Source organism: Streptomyces sp. NPDC051133 (assembly GCF_040682635.1).
In the GTDB taxonomy this organism is placed as follows: domain Bacteria; phylum Actinomycetota; class Actinomycetes; order Streptomycetales; family Streptomycetaceae; genus Streptomyces.
Genome location: NZ_JBFBBK010000020.1, coordinates 15,040 through 35,333, shown reverse-complemented (window position 1 = coordinate 35,333; position 20,294 = coordinate 15,040). Strand labels below are relative to the sequence as shown.

The window sequence follows — 20,294 nt, the reverse complement described above, 5'->3', positions numbered from 1 at the left end:
CCGCGGCGGCCCGGCGCGGGGCGTCACGTCCGCGGCGGCTCCCCGAAGAGGTCCACCGCCTCCCGTACGTCGCTCAGGCCCCGGGCGAGCGCGCTGACCGAGCCGATCGCCCCGGCGATCAGTAACAGGGAGCGGCGCAGCCGGGGTGTCTCCGGGCGGCCGCCGGTGGCCATCGCCGCCAGGGCCGCCAGCTCGTCCTCGGCGATGGCCCGGTCGGGGAACTCGGACGGCAGCGCGGCGAGTTCGCGGCGCAGCCGGGACACCGCGGTCCGCAGTTCCGCCACTCTCGGGTCCTCGTCACTGCCGGTCACCGGTCTCTGCCCCAAGCTCCGCAACACAGCCCTCCCCCCCTGACACGCCGTCGTGCGCGGGCCAGTAAACGCCACGCCGTCCGGGAGCGCCACAGCGCGGACCGAAATTCAGCCCAAGGAAACGGGCCGCCGCCGGCCGCGTCAGGTATGCAGGACGCATGACGGACAACCATCGCGAGGAGGTCGCCGGGCTGCTGCTCGCCGCCGGCGGGGGCAGACGGCTGGGCGGGCGTCCCAAGGCGCTGCTGGAGCACCGGGGGCACCTTCTGGTCGAACACGCGGCCGGCGTGCTGCGCGCGGCCGGCTGCGGCCGGATCCATGTCGTCCTCGGCGCGCGCGCGGACGAGGTCCGCGCACGCGCCGGCCTGGACGGCTGTGTGCTCGTGGACAACCCCGACTGGGCCGAGGGCATGGGCTCCTCCCTGCGGGCCGGGCTGGGCTCGCTGGCCGGTACGGGGGCGCGCGCGGCCCTGGTGAGCCTCGTCGACCAGCCGGGGATCGGGCCGGCGGCGGTGGCACGGGTACTCGGCGCCTACGCGGACGAGAAATCGCTGGTCTCGGCCGCCTACGACGGAGTGCGCGGGCATCCGGTGCTCTTCGGCGCGGCGCACTGGCCGGGAATCGCGGCGACGGCCACCGGGGACCGCGGGGCCCGCGCCTATCTGAAGGAGCACGCGGCGCACATCCGGCTCGTGGAGTGCTCGGACGTTGCCGAGCCGTACGACATCGACACCGAGGCCGACCTGCGCCACCTTGAGTGAACGGGGTGGCACTGGGCGCCACCTTGCCTCGACTCAGAGAATCTCGACATCAACAAACCATTGAAGTTCCACGATGAGGAAACTACTATCCACTGTTCAGAAGCGCCTGACCGCACAGCGGGCGCTGTTCGTCCTATACGTGCCGCTAGGCACCCGGTGCCACCGCTGAAGGAAGTGACAGCTCATGTCCGCACCAGCGCCGTCCCCGCTGGCCATCGTCGACGCCGAGCCCCTGCCCCGGCAGGAAGAGGTCCTCACGGACGCGGCGCTCGCCTTCGTGGCGGAGCTGCACCGGCGGTTCACCCCGCGCCGTGACGAGCTCCTCGCCCGCCGGGCCGAGCGCCGCGCCGAGATCGCCCGCACCTCAACGCTCGACTTCCTCCCCGAGACGGCCGCGATCCGCGCGGACGACTCCTGGAAGGTCGCCCCGGCCCCGGCCGCGCTGAACGACCGGCGCGTCGAGATCACCGGCCCCACCGACCGCAAGATGACCATCAACGCGCTCAACTCCGGCGCGAAGGTCTGGCTCGCCGACTTCGAGGACGCCTCCGCGCCCACCTGGGAGAACGTGATCCTCGGCCAGGTCAACCTGATCGACGCCTACACCCGGAACATCGACTTCACCGACCCGAAGTCCGGCAAGTCCTACGCCCTGCGCCCGGACGAGGAGCTGGCGACGGTCGTCATGCGCCCGCGCGGCTGGCACCTGGACGAGCGTCACCTCGTCGACGCCGACGGCCGCGCCGTCCCGGGTGCCTTCGTCGACTTCGGCCTGTACTTCTTCCACAACGCGCAGCGGCTGCTGGGCCTCGGCAAGGGCCCGTACTTCTACCTGCCGAAGACCGAGTCGCACCTCGAGGCCCGCCTCTGGAACGACGTGTTCGTCTTCGCGCAGGACTACGTCGGCATCCCGCAGGGCACCATCCGCGCGACCGTCCTGATCGAGACGATCACGGCGGCGTACGAGATGGAGGAGATCCTCTACGAACTCCGCGACCACGCCGCGGGGCTGAACGCCGGCCGCTGGGACTACCTGTTCTCCATCGTGAAGAACTTCCGTGACGGCGGCGCCAGGTTCGTCCTCCCGGACCGCAACGCGGTCACGATGACCGCCCCGTTCATGCGGGCGTACACCGAACTCCTCGTCCGCACCTGCCACAAGCGGGGCGCGCACGCGATCGGCGGCATGGCGGCCTTCATCCCGTCCCGCCGGGACGCCGAGGTGAACAAGGTGGCCTTCGAGAAGGTCCGCGCCGACAAGGACCGCGAGGCGAACGACGGCTTCGACGGCTCCTGGGTGGCCCACCCCGACCTCGTGCCGATCGCCATGGAGTCCTTCGACCGGGTCCTCGGCGACAAGCCGAACCAGAAGGACCGGCTGCGCGAGGACGTCCGGGTCGCGGCGGCCGACCTGATCGCGATCGACTCGCTGGACGCGAAGCCGACGTACAACGGTCTCGTCAACGCCGTCCAGGTCGGCATCCGGTACATCGAGGCCTGGCTGCGCGGGCTCGGCGCGGTCGCCATCTTCAACCTGATGGAGGACGCGGCCACCGCGGAGATCTCCCGCTCCCAGATCTGGCAGTGGATCAACGCGGGCGTCGAGTTCGAGAACGGCGACCGGGCCACGCCCGAGCTGGCCCGCAAGGTCGCCGCCGAGGAACTGGACGCCATCCGCAAGGAGATCGGCGAGGAGGCCTTCGCGGCCGGCCACTGGCAGGAGGCCCACGACCTGCTGCTGACGGTCTCCCTGGACGACGACTACGCCGACTTCCTCACCCTGCCGGCGTACGAGCAGCTCCGGGGCTGAAGCCCACGGCGACGCGGGCGGCTCCGGGAAGCATCCCGGGGCCGCCCGCGCGCGTTCAGCCCAGGTGCGCCGACCAGTCCCGTTCCGCCGCCGGCTTGCCGTGCAGGTCGGGGACCTGCTTGAGCCAGTCCGGGCGGCCCGCCTGCGTTCTTCGCGCGCGGGCGGCCTCCTCGGCGGCCAGCTCCTCGCGGCTCGGGAAGTCGGTGGGCAGCCAGTCCGCCGAGAGCCGGACGCGCTGCAGCAGGTAGTCGACGTAGGCGGCCCTGACGTCGTCCGGGGCCGCGAATCCCGCGTCCTCGGCCAGCCACGCGTCCGGGACCTCGGCGACGATCCGCCGCAGCAGCTCGCCGGTCACGCGCGGGGCCAGTTCGGCGTCGGCGGCGCGCACGTCGGGGCCGTAGTGGCCGAGGGCGTGGTGCCGGAAGTCGTACCGCTTGCCCGGGGTCGTGGTGTCCCAGCGGTGGTGGAAGACGAGGGCGGCGCCGTGGTCGATGAGCCACAGCCGCGCGGGCACGGTGCCGAGCGTGGGCCAGACCATCAGGTTGGAGCTGTGCACCGTACGGTCCACGTTGGCCGTCAGCGCGTCCAGCCAGACGATCCGGCCCGCCTCCAGCGGGTCCACCGGGAAGGTCTTCGCGATCTCCGGGGTGAAGTCCCGCGCGCCCGGCAGATAGTCCATGCCGAGGTTCACGCCCGCGCTCGTGCTGTGCAGCTCCCGCACCTCCTGGTGCGGCTCGGCCGCGGCGACGGCGGGGTCGAAGTGGACGAGGACCAGCTCGGGGAAGCGCAGGCCGAGCGCTCGGGCCAGCTCCCCGACGATCACCTCGGCGACCAGCGCCTTGTGCCCCTGCGCCGACCCCGTGAACTTCACGACGTAGGTGCCGAGGTCGTCGGCCTCCATGACTCCGGGCACGGAGCCGCCGGACCGCAGGGGTGCGACGTAGCGGGTCGCGGCGACCTCTCTCAACACGTGAGCATGGTACCCAGGCGTGGCAGCCGGAGAAGAAGACCCGAGCCGTCGCGCGGACGCGGGACACCACGCTCGCCGGTGCGGCCGGCCGGCGCACGTGGGTCCCGGGAAACCGGCTACCAGGCGGCGAGGGGTTCGCCCGTGACCTGCTGCGAGACGAAGCCGTCGGGGCCCTTGGCGGGTTCGCCGAGGACGGTGACCCGGTGCATCACGCGGTCGACGTCGAGGTGGGCGAAGTCCGTGGGGGCGAAGTGGCAGGTGCTGCGGTTGTCCCAGAAGGCGATGCTGTTCGGCTCCCAGCGGAAGCGGACGGTGTACTCGGCGCTCGTCAGGTGCTGGAACAGCAGCTCCAGGATGTGGCGGCTCTCCAGCTCGGAGAATCCCGTGAGGCGCGTGGTCGAACCGGGACTCACGAACAGGGCCCGCTCACCGGTCTCCGGGTGGACCCGCACGACGGGATGGACGGCGACCTGCGGGTCCTCGCAGTACATTCCCAGGATCCCGCGGTCCCGCTCGTCCGAGTGGCGCAGATGCACCGCGGTGAAGAAGGCGTGTTCCGCGGTGAGGCCGTCCACGAACTCCCGCAGTGCGGGAGACAGGCCCTCGTAGGCGGCGACCGTGTTCGTCCACTGCGTGTCACCGCCGAACTCCGGCGTCTTCTCGGCGCGCAGGATGGACAGGTCGGGAGGGTTGACGGCCTGGGTGAGGTCGCTGTGCCAGCCGGCTATCGGGGAGACCCACTTACGGCGGTAGTGCTCCTCGAAGTCGGCCCCGTAGCGTTCGGTGTCGGCCTTCGGGTCGACGGTGAGGATCTCGGGGTGGCCCTCGGGGTGGACGCCGTGCTTCTTTCCGGCGCGGCGGGTGAGTGCGCCGAAGCGGCGGCCGAAGGCGACGTGCCGGGCGTGGTCGATGTCCTGGTCGCGGAAGAAGACCACGCGATGGGTCAGGACGGCCTGGCGGATCTCCGCCACGGTGGCGTCGTCCAGCTCCTCGCGCAGGTCGACACCGAAGATCTCGGCACCGATCCGGCCGGCCACCCGCCGGACGGTGATCCTGGTGGGCCGCGGGGGACGGAGGGTCTCGGACATGGCTGTGCCTTTCACAGTTCGTTGAGGGACTCGACAGGGGGGCGGGAGGGGCACGGCCGTCAGGGCCGGTGGGCCGCCCACTGCAGCAGCAGCGGCAGCAGGATCAGCGCCACGACCGAACTCTTGACGACGAGGGCGGCGGACATGTCGACGCCCACCTCGTACCGCTGGGCGAAGATGAACAGGTTCTGCGGGGCCGGCATCGCGGCGATCAGCACCAGGTAGCGCAGCCAGTCGCCGTGCACCCCGAAGCCGTAGCAGGCCACGGCGAACGTCAGGACGGGGAAGACCACGCACTTGAAGACGATGATCGACACCTCCTCCAGGGAGGTGCCCCGCACCGTCAGCCCGGAGCCGCCGAGGTGCAGTCCCAGCGCGAACAGTGCCACCGGTGAGGCGCTGTCGCCGACGAAGGCGAAGCTGTCGAGGACGGCGTGGGGCAGCCGCACGGACAGCAGGTTGAGCACGATGCCCGCGTTGCAGGCGATGACCACCGGCGTGAGCAGCGAGGCGACCACCGCGGCGGCGAGCTGCCGGCCCCGGCTCCCACGACGGTCCGGACGGCCCAGTTCCATCACCGAGATGATGACGAGGGACAGCACGCACACCTGGAACAGGAGCACCGGGAAGATCGGCGCGGCGTTCCCGAAGAGCATGATGAACACGGGTACGGCGAAGTAGGCCGTGTTCACCTGGACCGCCGCCATGACACGCAGGGCGATCCCACGGGGCTCCCGGACGCCGCACGCCCAGGCCAGCACGCCGATGAGGACCACCGCGAGAGCCGCCGCCGCCGCGTAGCCGGTGATCGCCCGCCAGTCGAAGAGGGCGCCGAGGTCGCTGCGGTAGATGTTGCCGAACAGGTAGCACGGGACGGCGAAGAGGAAGGCGTAGTCGGCGAAGACCTTGGAACTCTCCGCCGGGACCACCTTCCGTCTCGCCAGGAGGACCCCGCACCCGAAGGCCAGAACAACCGGCGCCAGCTTCCCCAGCGCCTCAACCGCTCCCATGCATGTGCCCTTGCTGTCACGGCTCCCGCGAAGGGGCCTCGTTCCCTACCGCGCACCCGTGACAAGGTGCCGGTAGCCGTTGATCAATGTCCGGACGACCTCGTTTCCGCCGAGGTCATAACGGTGCTCGTCGATCCGGGACACGGGGAGGATCTCGCAGGCCGTCCCGCAGACGAACGCGCCGTCGGCCTCGCCCGCGAACGCGGGCCGCAGGTCGCCCACGGTGCAGGCGATGCCCGCCCGCTCCGCGAGTGCGAGGACACAGGCCCGGGTGATCCCGTCGATCGTGCTGCGGGTCGTCGGAGTGTGGAGCGCGCCGTCCTTGGTGAAGAACAGGTGGGCGCCGGTGGCCTCGACGAAGTTGCCGCGGTCGTCGAGCAGCAGGGCGTCGTCGAAACCGGCCCGCAGCGCCTCGTTCTTGCAGACCGTGCCGATCATGTAGCTGCCGGCCGCCTTGCTCTTCACCGGCGCCGAGTCGGGCGACGGTCTGCGGTAGCGCCCGATGGTCAGGGCGATCCCCTTGTCCAGGGCGTCGGCCGCCGCGTAGTAGCCCGCCGGCAGCTCCCATGCCGCGATCGAGGTGTGCACGGACGTCTTGAGCGCGGCGGTCTGGATGACCTCCGAGCCGCGCCAGGCGTTCACGCGGATGTAGCCCTCGGTGATGCCGGCCCGCTCCACCACGTCCAGGGTGGCGGCATGCAGTGTGGCGTCGTCGTACTCCAGGTCGAAGTCCAGGATGCGGGCCGACGCACGCAGCCGTGCGAGGTGTTCCGTCAGCATGAACGGGGTGCCGCCGTAGATGCGGATGCCCTCGAAGACGCTGGAGGCGTAGTGCAGTCCGTGGCTCAGGACGTGCAGGGTGGCGTCGGCCCACTGCACCGTGGCGCCGTCGTACCAGATCGTCCCGGTGCGCCGGTCGAAGGGGATCATGGCGGTCTCCCTCACAGCGCCAGGTCGAACAGCGGGTTCTGCAGGTCTCCGACGAGCGCGACGAAACGCCGCTGGTGCCCGGTCACCGCGCGCACGGACACCCCGTGCAGTGCGAGGGGGTTGATGGGATACATCACCAGCGTGTTGCTCTCGTACGGGACGGTGGCGACCTCCTCGACGTACTTCGGGTCGATGTCGAAGCGGTTGTCCCCGTACTCGGAGGCGCTGGTGTAGAACTTGTGCGCCTCGGTGCCGTACCGGTACAGCACCAGGTCGCCGCCGGTGGCGTCGTCCTCGGGCAGGCGCATGTAGAACAGGCCGCCGAAGAGCTTGTACGGCTTGTCGACGTGCGGGCCCCGGTAGGACGACGGCCTGCCGGTCACCGCGGAGTTGATGACCGCCGTGCAGTCCATGAGGATGTCGTGGGTCTCGAAGCCGTCCCGGTTGCGCCGTCCCACGCGCAGTTCCCGCAGCGGGCGCCCGATGCCCTTCTCGGCGTCCGGGAGATTGGCGAGCAGGTCCTCCTGGAACAGGTCGAGGAACTCCTCGTAGAACGCCGGGGAGGCATGGTAGGTGACGAAGTCCTTCCACACCTGCGCCGTCGTCGCGTCGCCCAGGATGTGCTCGGACATGTAGTTGTAGCGTTCGTTGGAGGTGATCGGCTTCCCGATGCGCTCGCCGATGTACTCGGCGCTGGGCATGGACGTCGCCAGGGCGTCGTACAGCTGCGCCGGCAGGGCGTTGCGGATCACGATGTGCGGGAACGGGTCGCGGCGGATGTCGTCCTTGGTGACGCCGGCCAGCAATGAGGTGACGGCGGGCGTGCCCGCGTGGGTGTCGGTCATGAAGGTGCCTTCTGTGTGAGGGGTGGTCAGGAAGCGCGCGCGGAGAGCCAGGTCTCCAGCACCAGGAGCGACCAGAGGGGCTCGGCGGCGTCCGCGGCCGGGTTCTCGGTCTGGGCGCGGAACAGGTCGCGGACGGCGCCGGCGCGGACGTAGTCGTGGCAGCGGGCGCGCGGCGCGAGGAGGAGGTCGCCGATCATGTCGTACAGCGCCTCCCCCGGCTTGATCATCGCCGTGATCGGCAGGGTGAAGGGCTGTTTGGGCCGCTCGATCACGCTGCGCGGCAGGCAGCGGCGCGCGGCCTGCGCGACGGGTGCCTTCACGATCCCGTCGGCCACCTTGACGTGGGCCGGCAGCGAGTGCGCCAGCCGCATCACGGACGGCTGGAGGAACGGGATGCGGGCCTCCACCGAGTGGGCCATGCCGAGGTGGTCGACCCGCCGCAGGATGTAGTACGGGAACCGCTCGAACTGGTCGTACCGCAGCAGTGTTTCGAGCTTGCTCCGCTCTGCGGAGCGAACCCGTTCGTCGAGGTCGTCGCCTATGGCGTCGCCGAAGCAGCCGCCCGCCTCCTCGACGAGCGAGCGGTACTCCGGGGTGTAGAGGCGGTCCAGGGTCGCCCGGTGGACGGCGGCCATGGTGTCCTGGTACGCGCGGTGCCAGGTCACGGAGTCGTCCTGGGCCGCCTTGACGAAGCGGGCGTAGCCGCCGAAGAGTTCGTCGGCGCCGTCACCGGTCAGCGCGACTTTGAACCCGGCCTGGTGCACGGCTTCGAACAGCGCGAAGGTGCTGAGGCTGTGCGGGGCGTTGTTCGGCTGGTCGAGGTGACGGACGAACCGCTCGATCAACGCGGGGAAACCTGCCGGGTCGAGCAGGACCTGGTGGTGCCGGGTCCCGCAGTGGCGGGCGACCTCCTCGGCGAAGTGCCGTTCGTCGGCCGGCCATTCGCCGCGGTAGGCGATGTTGAAGGAGGCGACGTCGGGCGACAGGTCGGCGGCGAGCGCGGTGGTGTAACTGGAGTCGAGGCCACCGCTGGTGATGACGCAGACCGGGACGTCCGCGTCGAGCATGCGGCTCATCTCGTCGCGCAGGATCTCGTCGAGCCGGGCCGCCGCGGCGGCGACGGTCGCGTCCCCGCCGGGTCCGTCGGCGGGTTCCTCGGCCAGGGGGGTGTGGGTGACCGTCATCCGTCCGTCGGCGAAGCGCAGGGTCGTCCCCGGTTTCAGGGTGCGCACCCGGGTGTGGACGGTGCCGGGGCCCCAGACCGCCCGGCCGCCGAGGTAGCGGTCCACGGCGAGCGGGTCGAGGGTGTCAGGGAAGTCCGGAAGGCGGCTCAGGGCCCGGAGTTCGGAGGCGAAGCACAGCCGGTTGCCGTCGCCGGAGAGGTAGTAGTAGAGCGACTTCATGCCGGCGTGATCCGTGAACAGCTTCAGGCACGGCTCGTCGCGGCGGTCGACCACCGCGATGGCGAACATGCCCTCCAGGCGGCTGACGAAGGCGTCGCCGAACACCTCGTACAGCGGCAGCAGGACGTCGCCGTCGCAGTCCCCCTGGAAGGTGTACCCCCGGGCCGCCAATTCGGAGCGCAGCTGCCGGTGGTTGTAGATCTCTCCGTTGAACACGCAGGTCAGGCCGGGGCGTTCGAACGGCTGCCGTCCGTCGGCGACGCCTTGGACGGCGAGCCGGTTGTTGCCCAGCGTCCAGCCCTCACCGCTGCGCCGGCCCCTGTCGTCCGGGCCGCCCTCGCGCATCGCGTCCGCGACCGTGTCCCACACCCGCGGGCCGATCGTCGCGCCGCCGAAGGAGCCGTAGATGCGGCACATCGGTCAGGCCTCCGTCCGCAGGGCGGCCCCGACGGGCTGCAGTGCGCACTCCGCGCCGCTCTGCCGCGCGGCCGGGTAGTGGCGGCCGAGGAACTCGGTGACGATCTCGACCTGCCGCAGGATGTCCTCCAGCTGGGCCGGGGAGGGGCTGGTGCCGTGGCCGTCGAGCGCGCTGTTGCCCGTCTTGAGGTAGACGGGCGCGGCGACCCGGACGATGTCGGGCGCCTCGTAGGTCCGGATGAAGCCTCCGGAGCTGCGCGGGTTGTCCACGTGGCAGTCGAGCGGAATGGCCACCGCCTGGCGCAGGGCGCCGATCATCGGCAGGCTGAGGTCGCGCACGGGATTGAAGCTGTTGGCGCCGAGCATCTCGAGCATCTGCGCGGCGGCCGGGTTGCCCTGTCCGCAGTGGGCCGAGACCTTCAGATGGATGTCCGCGGGCAGGTCCCCGGCGTGCCGCAGCCGCCCGAGCACCCACAGCAGGCCCTCGTCGTAGACGACGAACCCGCGTACGCCGAGGTCGATGCCGCGCTTGACGTCCTCCACGGCGCGCACGATCTGTTCCTGGCCACGCAGCCGGTAGCCGATCCGGGAGCCTTCCGGCGTCTGCACGCTGGCGCCGATGTCGTAGCCGGCCCGGGGGCCGACGGACATGAGGATCTGGGCGCCGTACTCCTCGCCGAGGGCGACGTAGTCGCCGATCGCCCGGGCGGTGTGCCGGTACATGCCGCGCGTCTCGGTGATGCGGTTGATGGTGAAGCCGCGGCGGCGGCTCTCGCTGAGCAGGGTCTCGGCTGCCTCCACGGAGTTCACCGTGGGCACCTCGATGCGGTAGTGGGCGCCGTCGGAGAACGCCCCGCCGGAGCCGGCCGTGGCGGGGGCGTCCCCGTCCGGCAGGCCGAGCCGGGCGAGCTGCGCACGGGTGTGCTGGTAGAAAGCGGTCGCGTGTGTCACCTGGTGACCTCCATGCCGAGCAGGTCGGCCGTGCGCCGGACGATGTCCTCGGCGATCCGTATCGAGACCGTGCGGTCGGCGTGGACGACCTGCACCTCCCCGAAGTTGCCGAGGTTGCCGCGGCAGGGCGGGATCATGTCGCCGTCCGGGAACCGGACGGTGAGGGCGTGCAGGCTGTCGCCGTACTCGGCGGTGGCCCAGCCGAGACCGGGCACCCGGTCCGGACGGGGCACGGCGTGCGCGGCGCCGAACCACCGGACCGTGGCGTAGTGGGTGAACTCCGTGGGGCCGCGCTCGATCCGCTCGTTCAGGTGGACGCGGACGAGCAGTTCGAAGATGTCGCCGCCGCCGGCGAGCCGGAACAGGTTGGGCAGGCAGGACCCCATGATGCGGGGATTGAGCTCGATCAGCCGGGGCTGTCCGTCCGCACCGATCATCATCTCCACGTGGAAGACGCCCAGCCGCAGGCCGAGTGCGCCGACGACCGCTTCGGCGTACTCCATGACGCGGTCGTGCTCCTCGGCGGTGATGCCGGCGGGGATGGTGGTCCCGGTCTCCAGGGCCTCGTGGCGGTCCCAGGTGGACCGCTCGCTGACCGCCAGGCGCAGGAACCGGCCCTGGGCGAGGCCGATCTCTGCGGAGACGAAACGTCCCCGCAGATACTCCTCGATCAGGATGCCCGCCCGGTAAGCGGCGTTGCGCGGGGTCGCGGCGAAGACCTCACGCAGTTCGCCGGGACCGTTGACGACGTGGGCGCCTTCGCTCCCCGATCCGCGGGCGGGCTTGACGACGACGGGGTATCCGGTGCCCGCGGCGAACGCGGCGGCCTCCTCGAAGCCGGTGACGACCGCGTGCCGGGTGCTGTCCAGGCCTGCCGCCGCGAGGATGTCGCGGCAGCGGTCCTTCTGTTTGGCGGCCGCGGCGGCGCGCGCGTCGGTGAAGGGCACACCGATCTCCTCCGCGATCACCGCGACCGGGACGACGAGCGCGTCGACGGTGGCGACGAAGCCGTCGACGGGCCGTTCCTCGTGGACGGCCCGGACGCATCGGCGCAGGGCGTCGAGGTCGGTGGCGTCGTGGAGGACGTGCACCCGGTCGACGTACTTGGTGTACGGGGAGGACTCGAAGTCGATGTTCTGGGACCGCTCCATCGACAGGGAGCGGATGAGCGTGACGTGGTGGCCGAGCCGTCGGGCCGCCTCGAACGCCGGGGCGTTGCCGGCCTTCCAGGTCACGAACACCACGTGCCGGGGGGCGGTTTCGCCGCTTCGGGGGATGTGCTCGCTCGTCATGGCGTCTTCCTCGCGAATCGCTGCCCGATGCGGACATAGGCCGGGGTGTCGGTGCCGGGGGCGGGGATGAAGGAGATGGAGCCGGCCAGGACGTTCCTCTCCGACATGGAGCTGAACCCGCCGGCGCCGGACAGGACGAGGTCTCCCTCGTCGAGCCGCCGCCAGGCGCCGTCGGGCTGTCGCTCGGAGTAGGCGTAGCGCAGGTGTTCCGGGCCGCGCGTGACCTGGAGCAGGTAGCCGTCGGAGGCGTAGGTGCCCACGCAGTCGTCGAGCGCCATGGTGAAGGGCCGGCCGGTACGGATCAGTCCGTCCCCGGTCAGGACCCTCAGGAGGTCCTCGTAGAGGCCGAACGCCGGGTAGGAGTTGGCGAGGAGGACCAGGAAGGATCCCGTCTCGGGGAAGATCTGGACGAAGTTGTGGTGGCCGCTGCCGTTGGAGTTGAACCCGAAGGCGGTGGGTCCGAACATCAGCCAGCCCAGGCCCCAGGCGTGCATGAAGTGGTGGCCGGGGACGGGGATCTGCGGGGTGCGCATCTGGCGGGCGAGGTCCGCGGACAACAGCCGCCGCCCGTCGGGGGTCACGCCGTCGCCGAGGGCGAGCGCGGCGATGCGCGCCACCTCCTCGACGGTGAGGCAGACCGAGAACGAGCCGGCGGCGTCGTCGGCGATCGTCTGCCGGGGCGGGGCGTGCGGCACGTAGCGCTTGGCGCCCTCGTCCCACAGGAACCCGTCCGAGACGGTGCCCCGGTAGTGGCCCTGCTCGGTGAGGGTTTCGGGGATCGGCTCGATCCCGAGCGGGGTGAGCATCAGCTCGTTGACGGCGCGGCGCCAGGGCATGCCGAGCAGCTTCTCGACGAGCGCGGCGACGACGGAGGTGCCGACCGCGGAGTACGCGAACACCTCACCCGGCTCGAACAGCTGGCCGTATCCGCGGAGGGTGCCGATGTAGGCGTCGAGGCCGGGCAGGTCGGTGTCGTGCCAGACCTCGTACGAGTCGTCGACGCCGCTGGTGTGGGACAGCAGGTGGCGCAGGGTGACCCGCACGGTGCCGCCGTCGCGGCGCCGGAAGGCCTCCGGCAGCACCTCGTGCAGCGGCTCGTCCAGGCCGACCAGACCGCGGTCGGCCAGGCGCAGGGCGACGAAGGCGAGCATCGGCTTGGTGAGGCAGGTGACGCGCTGCCGGGTCTGCGCCCCGTACGGTGCCAGGGTGCGCTCGTCCGTCACGCCGTGATAGGTGAACTCCGTGGTGCCGTCCAGGTGGACGGCCATACCGGCGCCGGGGACTCCGTGGCCGAGGCCGGACTCCCGCAGCGTCCGCGCCACGGCGTCCAGTGTGCCGGCGGTACCGCCCTCGCCGGGCCCCTCGGGCGACTGGGCGCGCTTGCGGCGAAGGAGTCCGGCCTGGTCGGCGAGCGTGCGGTGCTCGTACACCTCGGCGACGCGGACCGCGCGGCCCGCCACGTCCGACAGCCGGGCCGCCAGCAGGTTCGCGAGCAGGGAGTGGCCGCCGACGGAGAAGAAGTCCAGGTCCGCCGTCGGGCGGGGCAGGCCGAGCAGTTCGGTCCAGACCCGGGCGACCGCGGCGTCGTCCGGGTCGCCGTCCGAGACGTCGGACGTGGACCGGCCGCCCCAGTCGAGGTCTCGCGCGGCCAGCGCCTTGCGGTCGACCTTCCCGTTGGGCAGCCGGGGCAGCCGGTCCTCCACGAGGATCTTGGCGGGCTGCATGTAGTGCGGGAGCCTGGCGCGCAACCGCTCGGTCATCGCCGTGCGGGACACGGTCTCGCCGTCACGGCCCACGTAGCACACCAGCCGGGTGTCGTCACCGACGGGGACGGCGAGTGCGGCGACGTCGCGCAGGCCGACCGCCTCCCGCAGGACCGCCTCGATCTCCCCCAGTTCGATCCGGAAGCCGCGCACCTTCACCTGGTGGTCCCCGCGGCCCAGGAAGCGAAGTTCACCGTCCTCGGTCCAGCGGGCCAGGTCACCGGTGCGGTAGAGCCGCCCGTCGGTGCCTGCCCGGAGGTGGGCCGGGGCGGGCACGAACGCGGCGGCGGTGCGCTCCGGATCGTTGATGTATCCGTCGGCCAACCCGTCGCCGCCCAGGTGGAGTTCGCCCGTCGCGCCCTTCGGTACGAGCCGTCCGTGTCCGTCGAGCAGGAAGGCGACGGTGTTGGGGAGAGGGCGGCCGATGGCCGGGGCGGTGGAGGTCGGGCCGGTGAAGCACTTGGCGGTGGAGTACGTGGTGTCCTCGGAGGGGCCGTACAGATTGAAGAGCCGTCCGATGCCGGTCTTCTGGAAGGCGGCGTTGACGAGTTCCTTGGACAGGGGCTCCCCGGCCACGTTCAGCACCCGTGTCGAGGCCGGCACCGCCGCGCGCTGGAGCAGCACGTTGACGGCGCTCGGCACGGTGTTGACCAGAGTCGGCCGCAGTCCCTCCTCCTCGGTGAGGGTCAGGACGTTGTCGACGACGACGACGCAGCCGCCGCGGGTGAGGGGTGCCCACAGTTCGAACACCGAGAGGTCGAAGTTGAGCGAGGTGGAGAACAGTACCCGGGCCAGGTCCTCCGCGCCGTACGTCTGCTCGGCCCACGCCAGAAGGGCCCCGACGTTGCGGTGGCTGATCACCACGCCCTTGGGCAGGCCGGTCGAACCGGACGTGTAGATCAGGTGGGTGGCGGCGGTCGCGGGTACGGCGAGGTCCAGGGGAGCGTCGTCCGCGCCGGACGCCTTCTCCCGCAGTTCGGCGAGCGGCAGCGCGCACGCACCCGTGTCGTCGAGCCAGAGCGGCGGGGTGGTGCCGTCGTACACGACGGCACCCATGTCGGCGGTCGCGGCGATGGCGCGCAGCCGGTCGGCGGGGTACGCGGGATCCAGCGGCACGTAGGCGCACCCGGCCTTGTGCACCGCCAGGAGCAGGACCACCAGGCGGTGGGTGCGCGGCAGGCAGACGCCGACGCGGGAGCCCGGTGCGGTCCCGGCGGCGATCAGGGCGCGGGCCAGCTGGTCGGCTTCGCGGGCCAGTTGCCGGTAGGTCAGCGACGTGCCCTGCCACTCGACGGCCGCCGCGTCGGGGGTCCGTGCCGCCTGGGCCGCGACCCGGGCGTGCAGCGGGAGGTCGCGGGGGTAGGCGAGGGCGGTGTCGTTGAGCTCGTCCACCAGATGCCGGGTCTCGGCCTCGGACAGGACGCGGAGGTCGGCGACCACCGCGTCGGGGCGGCGGACGGCGTCCGCGAGCAGGGCGTCGAGACCCGCGGCCATCCGGGAGACGAGCGCGTCCGTGAAGAGAGCAGCGTCGTAGCGCAGCATGAGGCGCAGGCCGGCGCCGCTCGCCTCACTTTCCAGGAACAGGGCGAAGCCGGCGGGTGCGTCACCGGCGCGGTCGTGGTCGGCGTAGCCCACCCGCAGGCCGCTTCCGAGCCCGGCCGGCACGGGGGCGGCGCCGGCGGCGGCCAGCCGGCGGTACCGGTCGCCGCAGGCGGACGCCAGGGCGCACAGCGTCTCGTCCTGTGCGAGCCGGACCCGCACGCCCACCGGGCGCTGCGGGGGCGCGCCGGCCGGGCCGCCGGCCCGTGCCAGCGCGAAGTCGTCCTGGCCGCTGTAACGGTGCACGAGCACCGCGAACGCCGCGTGGAGGAGGTCCGCGATCCCGACACCACCTCGGTCGGCGAGGGCGGCCAGGCCCTCCGCGCGGTCGTACGTCCACGCGTACGTCATGGGCGCCTCTGTCCGCCCCGTGCGATGTGCCCCATCCCGGACGGGAAGTTGCAGGGCAGGGGCCTCATCCGCCGATATCACGGGGGACGAGGCGGCAGATGTATCCGCCATCAACCTGATCCTTACGTCACGTTCGAATAGCGTCCGAACTCATGGGTTTCCGTTTTTCCACGGACCCGTCGGGCGCCGGGAAATCACCGCTTCATTTGAATGAGAAATACGTTGTGCAGAAAGTGATGGGGCAGCCGTCGATTCCGGAGGCGCGCGGGCGTGTTCCACCGTCCGGTTCGCAGGTCATTTCCGCGCGCAGGATGCCGCCGCAGGCGCGGTTCGAGGACGTGCGGCACCGGGCTGCCGAAATCCGCACAAGGCAGACCGATGGCGCGGAAAACCTTCGGTCAGGTCACCGACGCGGGGACCGGCGGCCGGGCCGTGGGGCGCTCAGGCGGCCACGGGGTCGGGTTCGGGTCGCCTGCCGCGTCCGGCCCGGGCGGCGACGGCCGGCATGGCGGCTCCCACCAGGCCGAAGCCGGCCGCCATGGCGATCCAGCCGATCGCGCCGTGTTCGACGGCGAGCCAGGTCAAGAGGGCGGGCGCGACCAGTTTGCCCAGGTCGGAGCCCATGGCGTAGGTGCCCTGGTACTGACCTTGAGCATCGTCGGGGGCCAGTCCGAAGGCCATGCCCCAGCTTCCCGCGGACTGCCGGATCTCGCCGAGGACGTGTGCCAGGGCGCCGGCCAGCAACAGGGCCGAGGCGGGGAGCCAGGAGACCCGGCCGGTGAACGCGAAGACCGCGCAGGCGAGTGTCAGGCACAGGGCGCCCGACCGGGAGGCACGGGCGGCCCCGGCCGGTTCGTCCGTGCCGCGCGCCGCCCTCACCTGCAACAGGACCACGGCAACCGTGTTCGTGACGAGGATCGCGGCGACCATCCAGCGGGGCGCCGCGGTGTGGTGCAGCACCCAGATCGGCAGGACGACCTCGAGCAGCACGTTGTGCATGGACAACAGGCCGTCCAGGACGACGAACGTCAGGTAGGGCCGGTCGCGCAGCACGATCAGGGCGGGACCGGTGCGGGCGGGCTGCGGCGCGACGGCGGGAAGAAGGAGCGAGAGCAGACCGGTCGCCAGGTACGTGGCGGCGTTGAAGACGACGGCTCCCTTGTACGCCGTGGCGGAGTTCACGGCGAGGAGCACACCGGCCAGGACGGCGCCCACCGAGACGCTGACATTGCTGGTCGCCCGGAGGTAGGCGCGTACATGGACGCGCTGCTCGGGCGGGACCAGGCCGGCCACCACGGCCATCCGGGCGCTGCGGCTCGCGCTGTACGCCAACGCCTGCACGGACACGACCAACAGGTACATGCCAAAGCCGTGGACGGCGAGGAGTGCGGCGGTCAGCGGCCCGAGGGCGATGAACGACCAGATCTGCACCGAGCGGGGGCCGAGGCGGTCGGCCAGATGTCCGGCCGGAGTGCTCACGGCGAGGGCCACACCGGCGGCCGTACCCACGCCGATGCTGAACTGCCCAGGAGTCAGCCGCAGGACACTGGTGGCATAGATGGCGTTGAGTGCCAGCCACAGCCCCTGCCCCATGGTGTGCACCAGCGTGACGCCGGCGAGCAGACGAGCTGGTCCTTTCGGTGGAAGAAGTCGGCTCAGCACGTGCCTGCCGCATCTTTTATCGGTTGTGCGCACGTCAGGATCTCTGACACGCCCCTACCTCTCGTTCAGCGCCATTGCCAACGACAAGATTCGGGAATTTCCCCCGTAACCCGAGGCCGAGATCGTCGGCCTCACGGGGTCCATCGAATCGGCGGCCGGGGCACCCTGTCCAGAAAATCAACATGTGACGCCGATCACATTCGAATACCTGCATGCAGAATCCGGTTTCTCTGTAAAAGGGAGGGAAAGAAATTGCGGACCGGCACGAGACGGGACGGCCCGGACATCCCGGCCCGGCCTTTCGATCACTCGTACGCACGGCGTCGACGGACAGGGCGCACGCCCGGCGGGTGACATCCCTCACGCCCGGGCCGCCGACTAAGGGGGCCGCTTAGTAGACGCCGCCCGGGAGATAAAAAGGACTTGTCCGTCTTGCCGTAGATGTGCCCGGCCCTTCGGCGGGCGGCCCGCACCCTTCCCGTTGCCCCGCCGTATTCATCGCCCTTCGCGCACTCCTGACGGGGCGACAGCACCCAGCAAACGTCGCAACCGCGAAGTCGGCATGTCTCCGCTCACCTGACAAGGGCCTTAGGCACCTACGAAGCAGGCTAGTAGAAGGGCTCTTTGCGCTCGCTGTGAGGCCGTCCTGACAATGACCGCTCGGCGATCACCGAGTGAGGTTCACGCATGGGCAAGCATCGAAGGACGCAGAAGTACCGGCGGATAGTCATCGCCGCCGTCACCATCACAGCCGTGGGCGTACCCTCCGTCGCCCTGGCCTGTTCGAACTGGCCGTACGGCACGGCGGACCGGTCGGACGCGGCAGCGGCGAGCGCGTCCCCGCAGGGGTGGCAGCACCACCACCGGCACCACCACCGTCACCACCGCAACGGCCAGCACACCGCCGTCCCGCGGACCACCACGTCGCCCGAGGCTCCCGCCGCCGCGCACCCGAGCCCGAGCACGAGCGCCAAGAGGACGGCCACGGCCCCGAGCGCCAGGAAGACGGTCACGGCCCCCAGGCCGAGGACCACCACGGCGCCGAGCGCTCCCGGCACCCGCGTTCCCCGGCCCGCCACCCCCGCCGCCCCGGCCTCCGCCGCGCCCAGCGCCCCGAAGGCCACGGCCACGGCGTCCGGGGTCACCGCCCAGGTCGTGCAGCTCGTCAACGCCGAGCGTGCCAAGGTGGGTTGTTCGCCCCTGACCGTCAACGCGGAGCTGACCAAGGCGGCGCAGGCGCACAGCGCGGACATGGCGGCCCACCGGAACATGTCGCACACCGGATCCGACGGCTCGTCCCCGGGCGACCGCATCACCGGCGCCGGGTACGACTGGAGCAGCTACGGGGAGAACGTCGCCTACGGCTACGGCACCCCGGCCCAGGTCATGGCGGGCTGGATGAACAGCCCGGGCCACCGGGCCAACATCCTCAACTGCTCGTTCAAGGAGATCGGCGTGGGGTTCGCCGGGCCGGGCAGCTACTGGACCCAGGACTTCGGCACGGCCCGCTAGGCCCTGTCGTCTGGCCCTGTCGTCTGGCCCTGTCGGTCGGGCCGTGCGGGTCAGGCCCTGTCGGTCGGGCCATGCCGGTCAGGCCCCGTCGGTCGGGCCATTGCCGGTCTGGCCCTGCCGGGCGCGGTTCAGGTCCCTGCCAGCGGGTTCGGCAGGGGCAGATAGCGGGCGTCCGCGCCGTCCGCGCCGGTCCAGCGCAGCAGCAGGTTGGTCTTGCCGGGCAGGGTCGGCGCGGTGAGCAGGGCGGGGATCTCGGGCAGGTCGTGCCGGGCCAGTTCCCGGCGGACGGCGGGCCAGGGGACGAGGCCGGGGTGGAGGTCGGCGAGGGCTGCGGCGACCTCGGTGAGGTGGTTGACCACCAGGCAGTACACCAGCCGCTCCCAGCCGGCGGCCCGGGAGACGTCCGGCAGCAGCTTGGCGCCCTCGGCGTCCCGGAACAGCGCCTGCACGGGCAGGCCGGCCCCGTCCACGGCCACCAGCGTGTTCTGCAGGTGGGCCTCCAGGACCACCCCGTGGTCGTCGAACGCCGTGAGGACGGGCGGCACGACCTGCCGCAGATAGGCCTCCCACCAGGCGGCCGGATCGGCCGTGGCGGCCGCCGGACTGCCCTCGAAGCCCTCCGCCAGCCCGGCCGCGAGCAGCGGGCCCGCGCCCGGCAGCAGATGGCCGCGCAGCCCGTCCCGGACCAGCACGGCCAGCTCCTCGAAGGCGAACGCGGCGGTGCGGTAGCCGCGGTCGCTCAGCCAGGCCGCCGGCGGGCCCATCGCCGCGAAGGCGTGCCGGGCGGCGGTGTCGGTGCGCCGCAGCCTGCGCAGGTCGTGGCGCCACAGCCGGCGGATGTCGTTGGTGATACGGACGTCCAGGCTGAACTTCAGGAACACGTCGCGCCGGGGCTCGTACACCGTGCGGACCGCCGCCGTGGGCCAGGTGTCGAACGGGGTGTCCCCGAGGCGGAGCAGGCGTCCGTCGGCGAAGGCCCCCGCCAGCTCCGGACCGGCCAGGTCCAGCTGCCACGGATGGGCCGGCAGCAGCCGGTAGCCGGGCGGGGCCGTGCCGAGGGCGTCCAGGGCGCGGGTGTCGCCCTCCTCGGCCACCTGGTCCTCGCGGACGCCGAGCAGCACCAGCGGGAAGCGCGCGTGGGCCTCGGGGGCGTACGGCAGCCAGGCCGCGGCCGGGCCGCCGCCGCGCGCCTTGGGCGCCGGATGGCAGGGGTGACCGGTGATCAGGGACTGCTCGGAGCGCAGATAGGGGTCGGCGGGCGGCGTCGCCCGGGCGCGGGCGGTGAGCAGCGCGGCGACGGCCTCCCGGCTGTCGAGCATCTCGGCGGGCAGGTCGCCGCCGGGCAGCCCGGTGTGCCGGCGCAACTCCTCGGCGACCAGTTTGACCAGCTCGGTGTGGCCGACGGGGCGCCAGGACCCGGCCGCGCGCAGCTCGGGGTCGGCGGGGCGGCGCCCGGTGCGCACCCGCAGCAGCCGCCCGCTGGGCAGCCGGTGGACCCGCCGGCCGCCGGGGCCCGGGAGCGGCTCGGCCACCTCGCGCAGCAGGCAGTTGAGCAGGGGCGCGGACGCGTAGGCGTCGGCACGGCGGCCGACGGCGTCGGTGGGGGGTGTGAGGTCCAC

The 20,294-nt window shown here is 71.8% G+C and carries 15 protein-coding genes; 3 read left to right on the top strand and 12 right to left on the bottom strand.

All coding sequences use genetic code 11. From position 1 onward, the window contains the following. Positions 1–23 precede the first annotated feature (23 nt). Positions 24–338, bottom strand: a complete 315-nt coding sequence (locus AB0N17_RS21445) for a DUF5955 family protein (protein WP_366013005.1) — start codon at positions 336–338, stop codon at positions 24–26. Positions 339–469: 131 nt separating this feature from the next. Between AB0N17_RS21445 and AB0N17_RS21440 the strand changes: the two genes are divergently transcribed. Then, on the top strand, positions 470–1,072 hold the full coding sequence (locus AB0N17_RS21440; protein ID WP_366013004.1) for a nucleotidyltransferase family protein: 603 nt from the start codon (positions 470–472) through the stop codon (positions 1,070–1,072). 184 nt (positions 1,073–1,256) lie between these two features. Next, complete coding sequence (gene aceB, locus AB0N17_RS21435) at positions 1,257–2,882, top strand: malate synthase A (RefSeq protein ID WP_366013003.1); 1,626 nt, start codon at positions 1,257–1,259, stop codon at positions 2,880–2,882. A gap of 55 nt (positions 2,883–2,937) precedes the next feature. On the opposite strand, the gene AB0N17_RS21430 is transcribed toward aceB, so the two are convergent. The 10 genes from AB0N17_RS21430 to AB0N17_RS21385 form a co-directional block, all read right to left on the bottom strand. Next, positions 2,938–3,852, bottom strand: a complete 915-nt coding sequence (locus tag AB0N17_RS21430; protein WP_366013002.1) for a HipA family kinase — start codon at positions 3,850–3,852, stop codon at positions 2,938–2,940. A 116-nt stretch (positions 3,853–3,968) separates the two neighbouring features. Further along, positions 3,969–4,940, bottom strand: a complete 972-nt coding sequence (locus tag AB0N17_RS21425; protein WP_366013001.1) for a TauD/TfdA family dioxygenase — start codon at positions 4,938–4,940, stop codon at positions 3,969–3,971. A 59-nt stretch (positions 4,941–4,999) separates the two neighbouring features. After that, positions 5,000–5,950, bottom strand: a complete 951-nt coding sequence (locus tag AB0N17_RS21420; protein WP_366013000.1) for an AEC family transporter — start codon at positions 5,948–5,950, stop codon at positions 5,000–5,002. Between the two features lie 45 nt (positions 5,951–5,995). Beyond that, positions 5,996–6,880: an aminotransferase class IV gene (locus AB0N17_RS21415; RefSeq protein WP_366012999.1), complete on the bottom strand. Its 885-nt coding sequence runs from the start codon at positions 6,878–6,880 to the stop codon at positions 5,996–5,998. Positions 6,881–6,891: 11 nt separating this feature from the next. Then, a complete protein-coding gene (locus tag AB0N17_RS21410; protein WP_366012998.1) occupies positions 6,892–7,725 on the bottom strand; it encodes a hypothetical protein in 834 nt (277 codons plus the stop codon). A 26-nt stretch (positions 7,726–7,751) separates the two neighbouring features. Next, a complete protein-coding gene (gene asnB / locus AB0N17_RS21405; protein WP_366012997.1) occupies positions 7,752–9,545 on the bottom strand; it encodes an asparagine synthase (glutamine-hydrolyzing) in 1,794 nt (597 codons plus the stop codon). A gap of 3 nt (positions 9,546–9,548) precedes the next feature. Then, entirely contained in the window at positions 9,549–10,496 is a 948-nt protein-coding gene (locus tag AB0N17_RS21400; protein WP_366012996.1) for a peptidase, read from the bottom strand. Then, positions 10,493–11,788 (bottom strand): ATP-grasp domain-containing protein, encoded by a 1,296-nt coding sequence (locus tag AB0N17_RS21395; RefSeq protein WP_366012995.1) that lies wholly within the window; start codon positions 11,786–11,788, stop codon positions 10,493–10,495. The genes AB0N17_RS21400 and AB0N17_RS21395 overlap by 4 nt, the downstream gene beginning before the upstream one ends. After that, a complete protein-coding gene (locus AB0N17_RS21390) occupies positions 11,785–15,501 on the bottom strand; it encodes an amino acid adenylation domain-containing protein (protein WP_366012994.1) in 3,717 nt (1,238 codons plus the stop codon). Before AB0N17_RS21390 ends, AB0N17_RS21395 begins: the two co-directional genes overlap by 4 nt. A gap of 441 nt (positions 15,502–15,942) precedes the next feature. After that, complete coding sequence (locus AB0N17_RS21385; protein ID WP_366012993.1) at positions 15,943–17,163, bottom strand: MFS transporter; 1,221 nt, start codon at positions 17,161–17,163, stop codon at positions 15,943–15,945. Positions 17,164–17,850: 687 nt separating this feature from the next. On the opposite strand from AB0N17_RS21385, the gene AB0N17_RS21380 reads away from it, so the two are divergent. After that, positions 17,851–18,675, top strand: a complete 825-nt coding sequence (locus tag AB0N17_RS21380) for a CAP domain-containing protein (RefSeq protein WP_366012992.1) — start codon at positions 17,851–17,853, stop codon at positions 18,673–18,675. Positions 18,676–18,803: 128 nt separating this feature from the next. On the opposite strand, the gene AB0N17_RS21375 is transcribed toward AB0N17_RS21380, so the two are convergent. Further along, on the bottom strand, positions 18,804–20,294 hold the full coding sequence (locus tag AB0N17_RS21375) for an IucA/IucC family protein (RefSeq protein ID WP_366012991.1): 1,491 nt from the start codon (positions 20,292–20,294) through the stop codon (positions 18,804–18,806).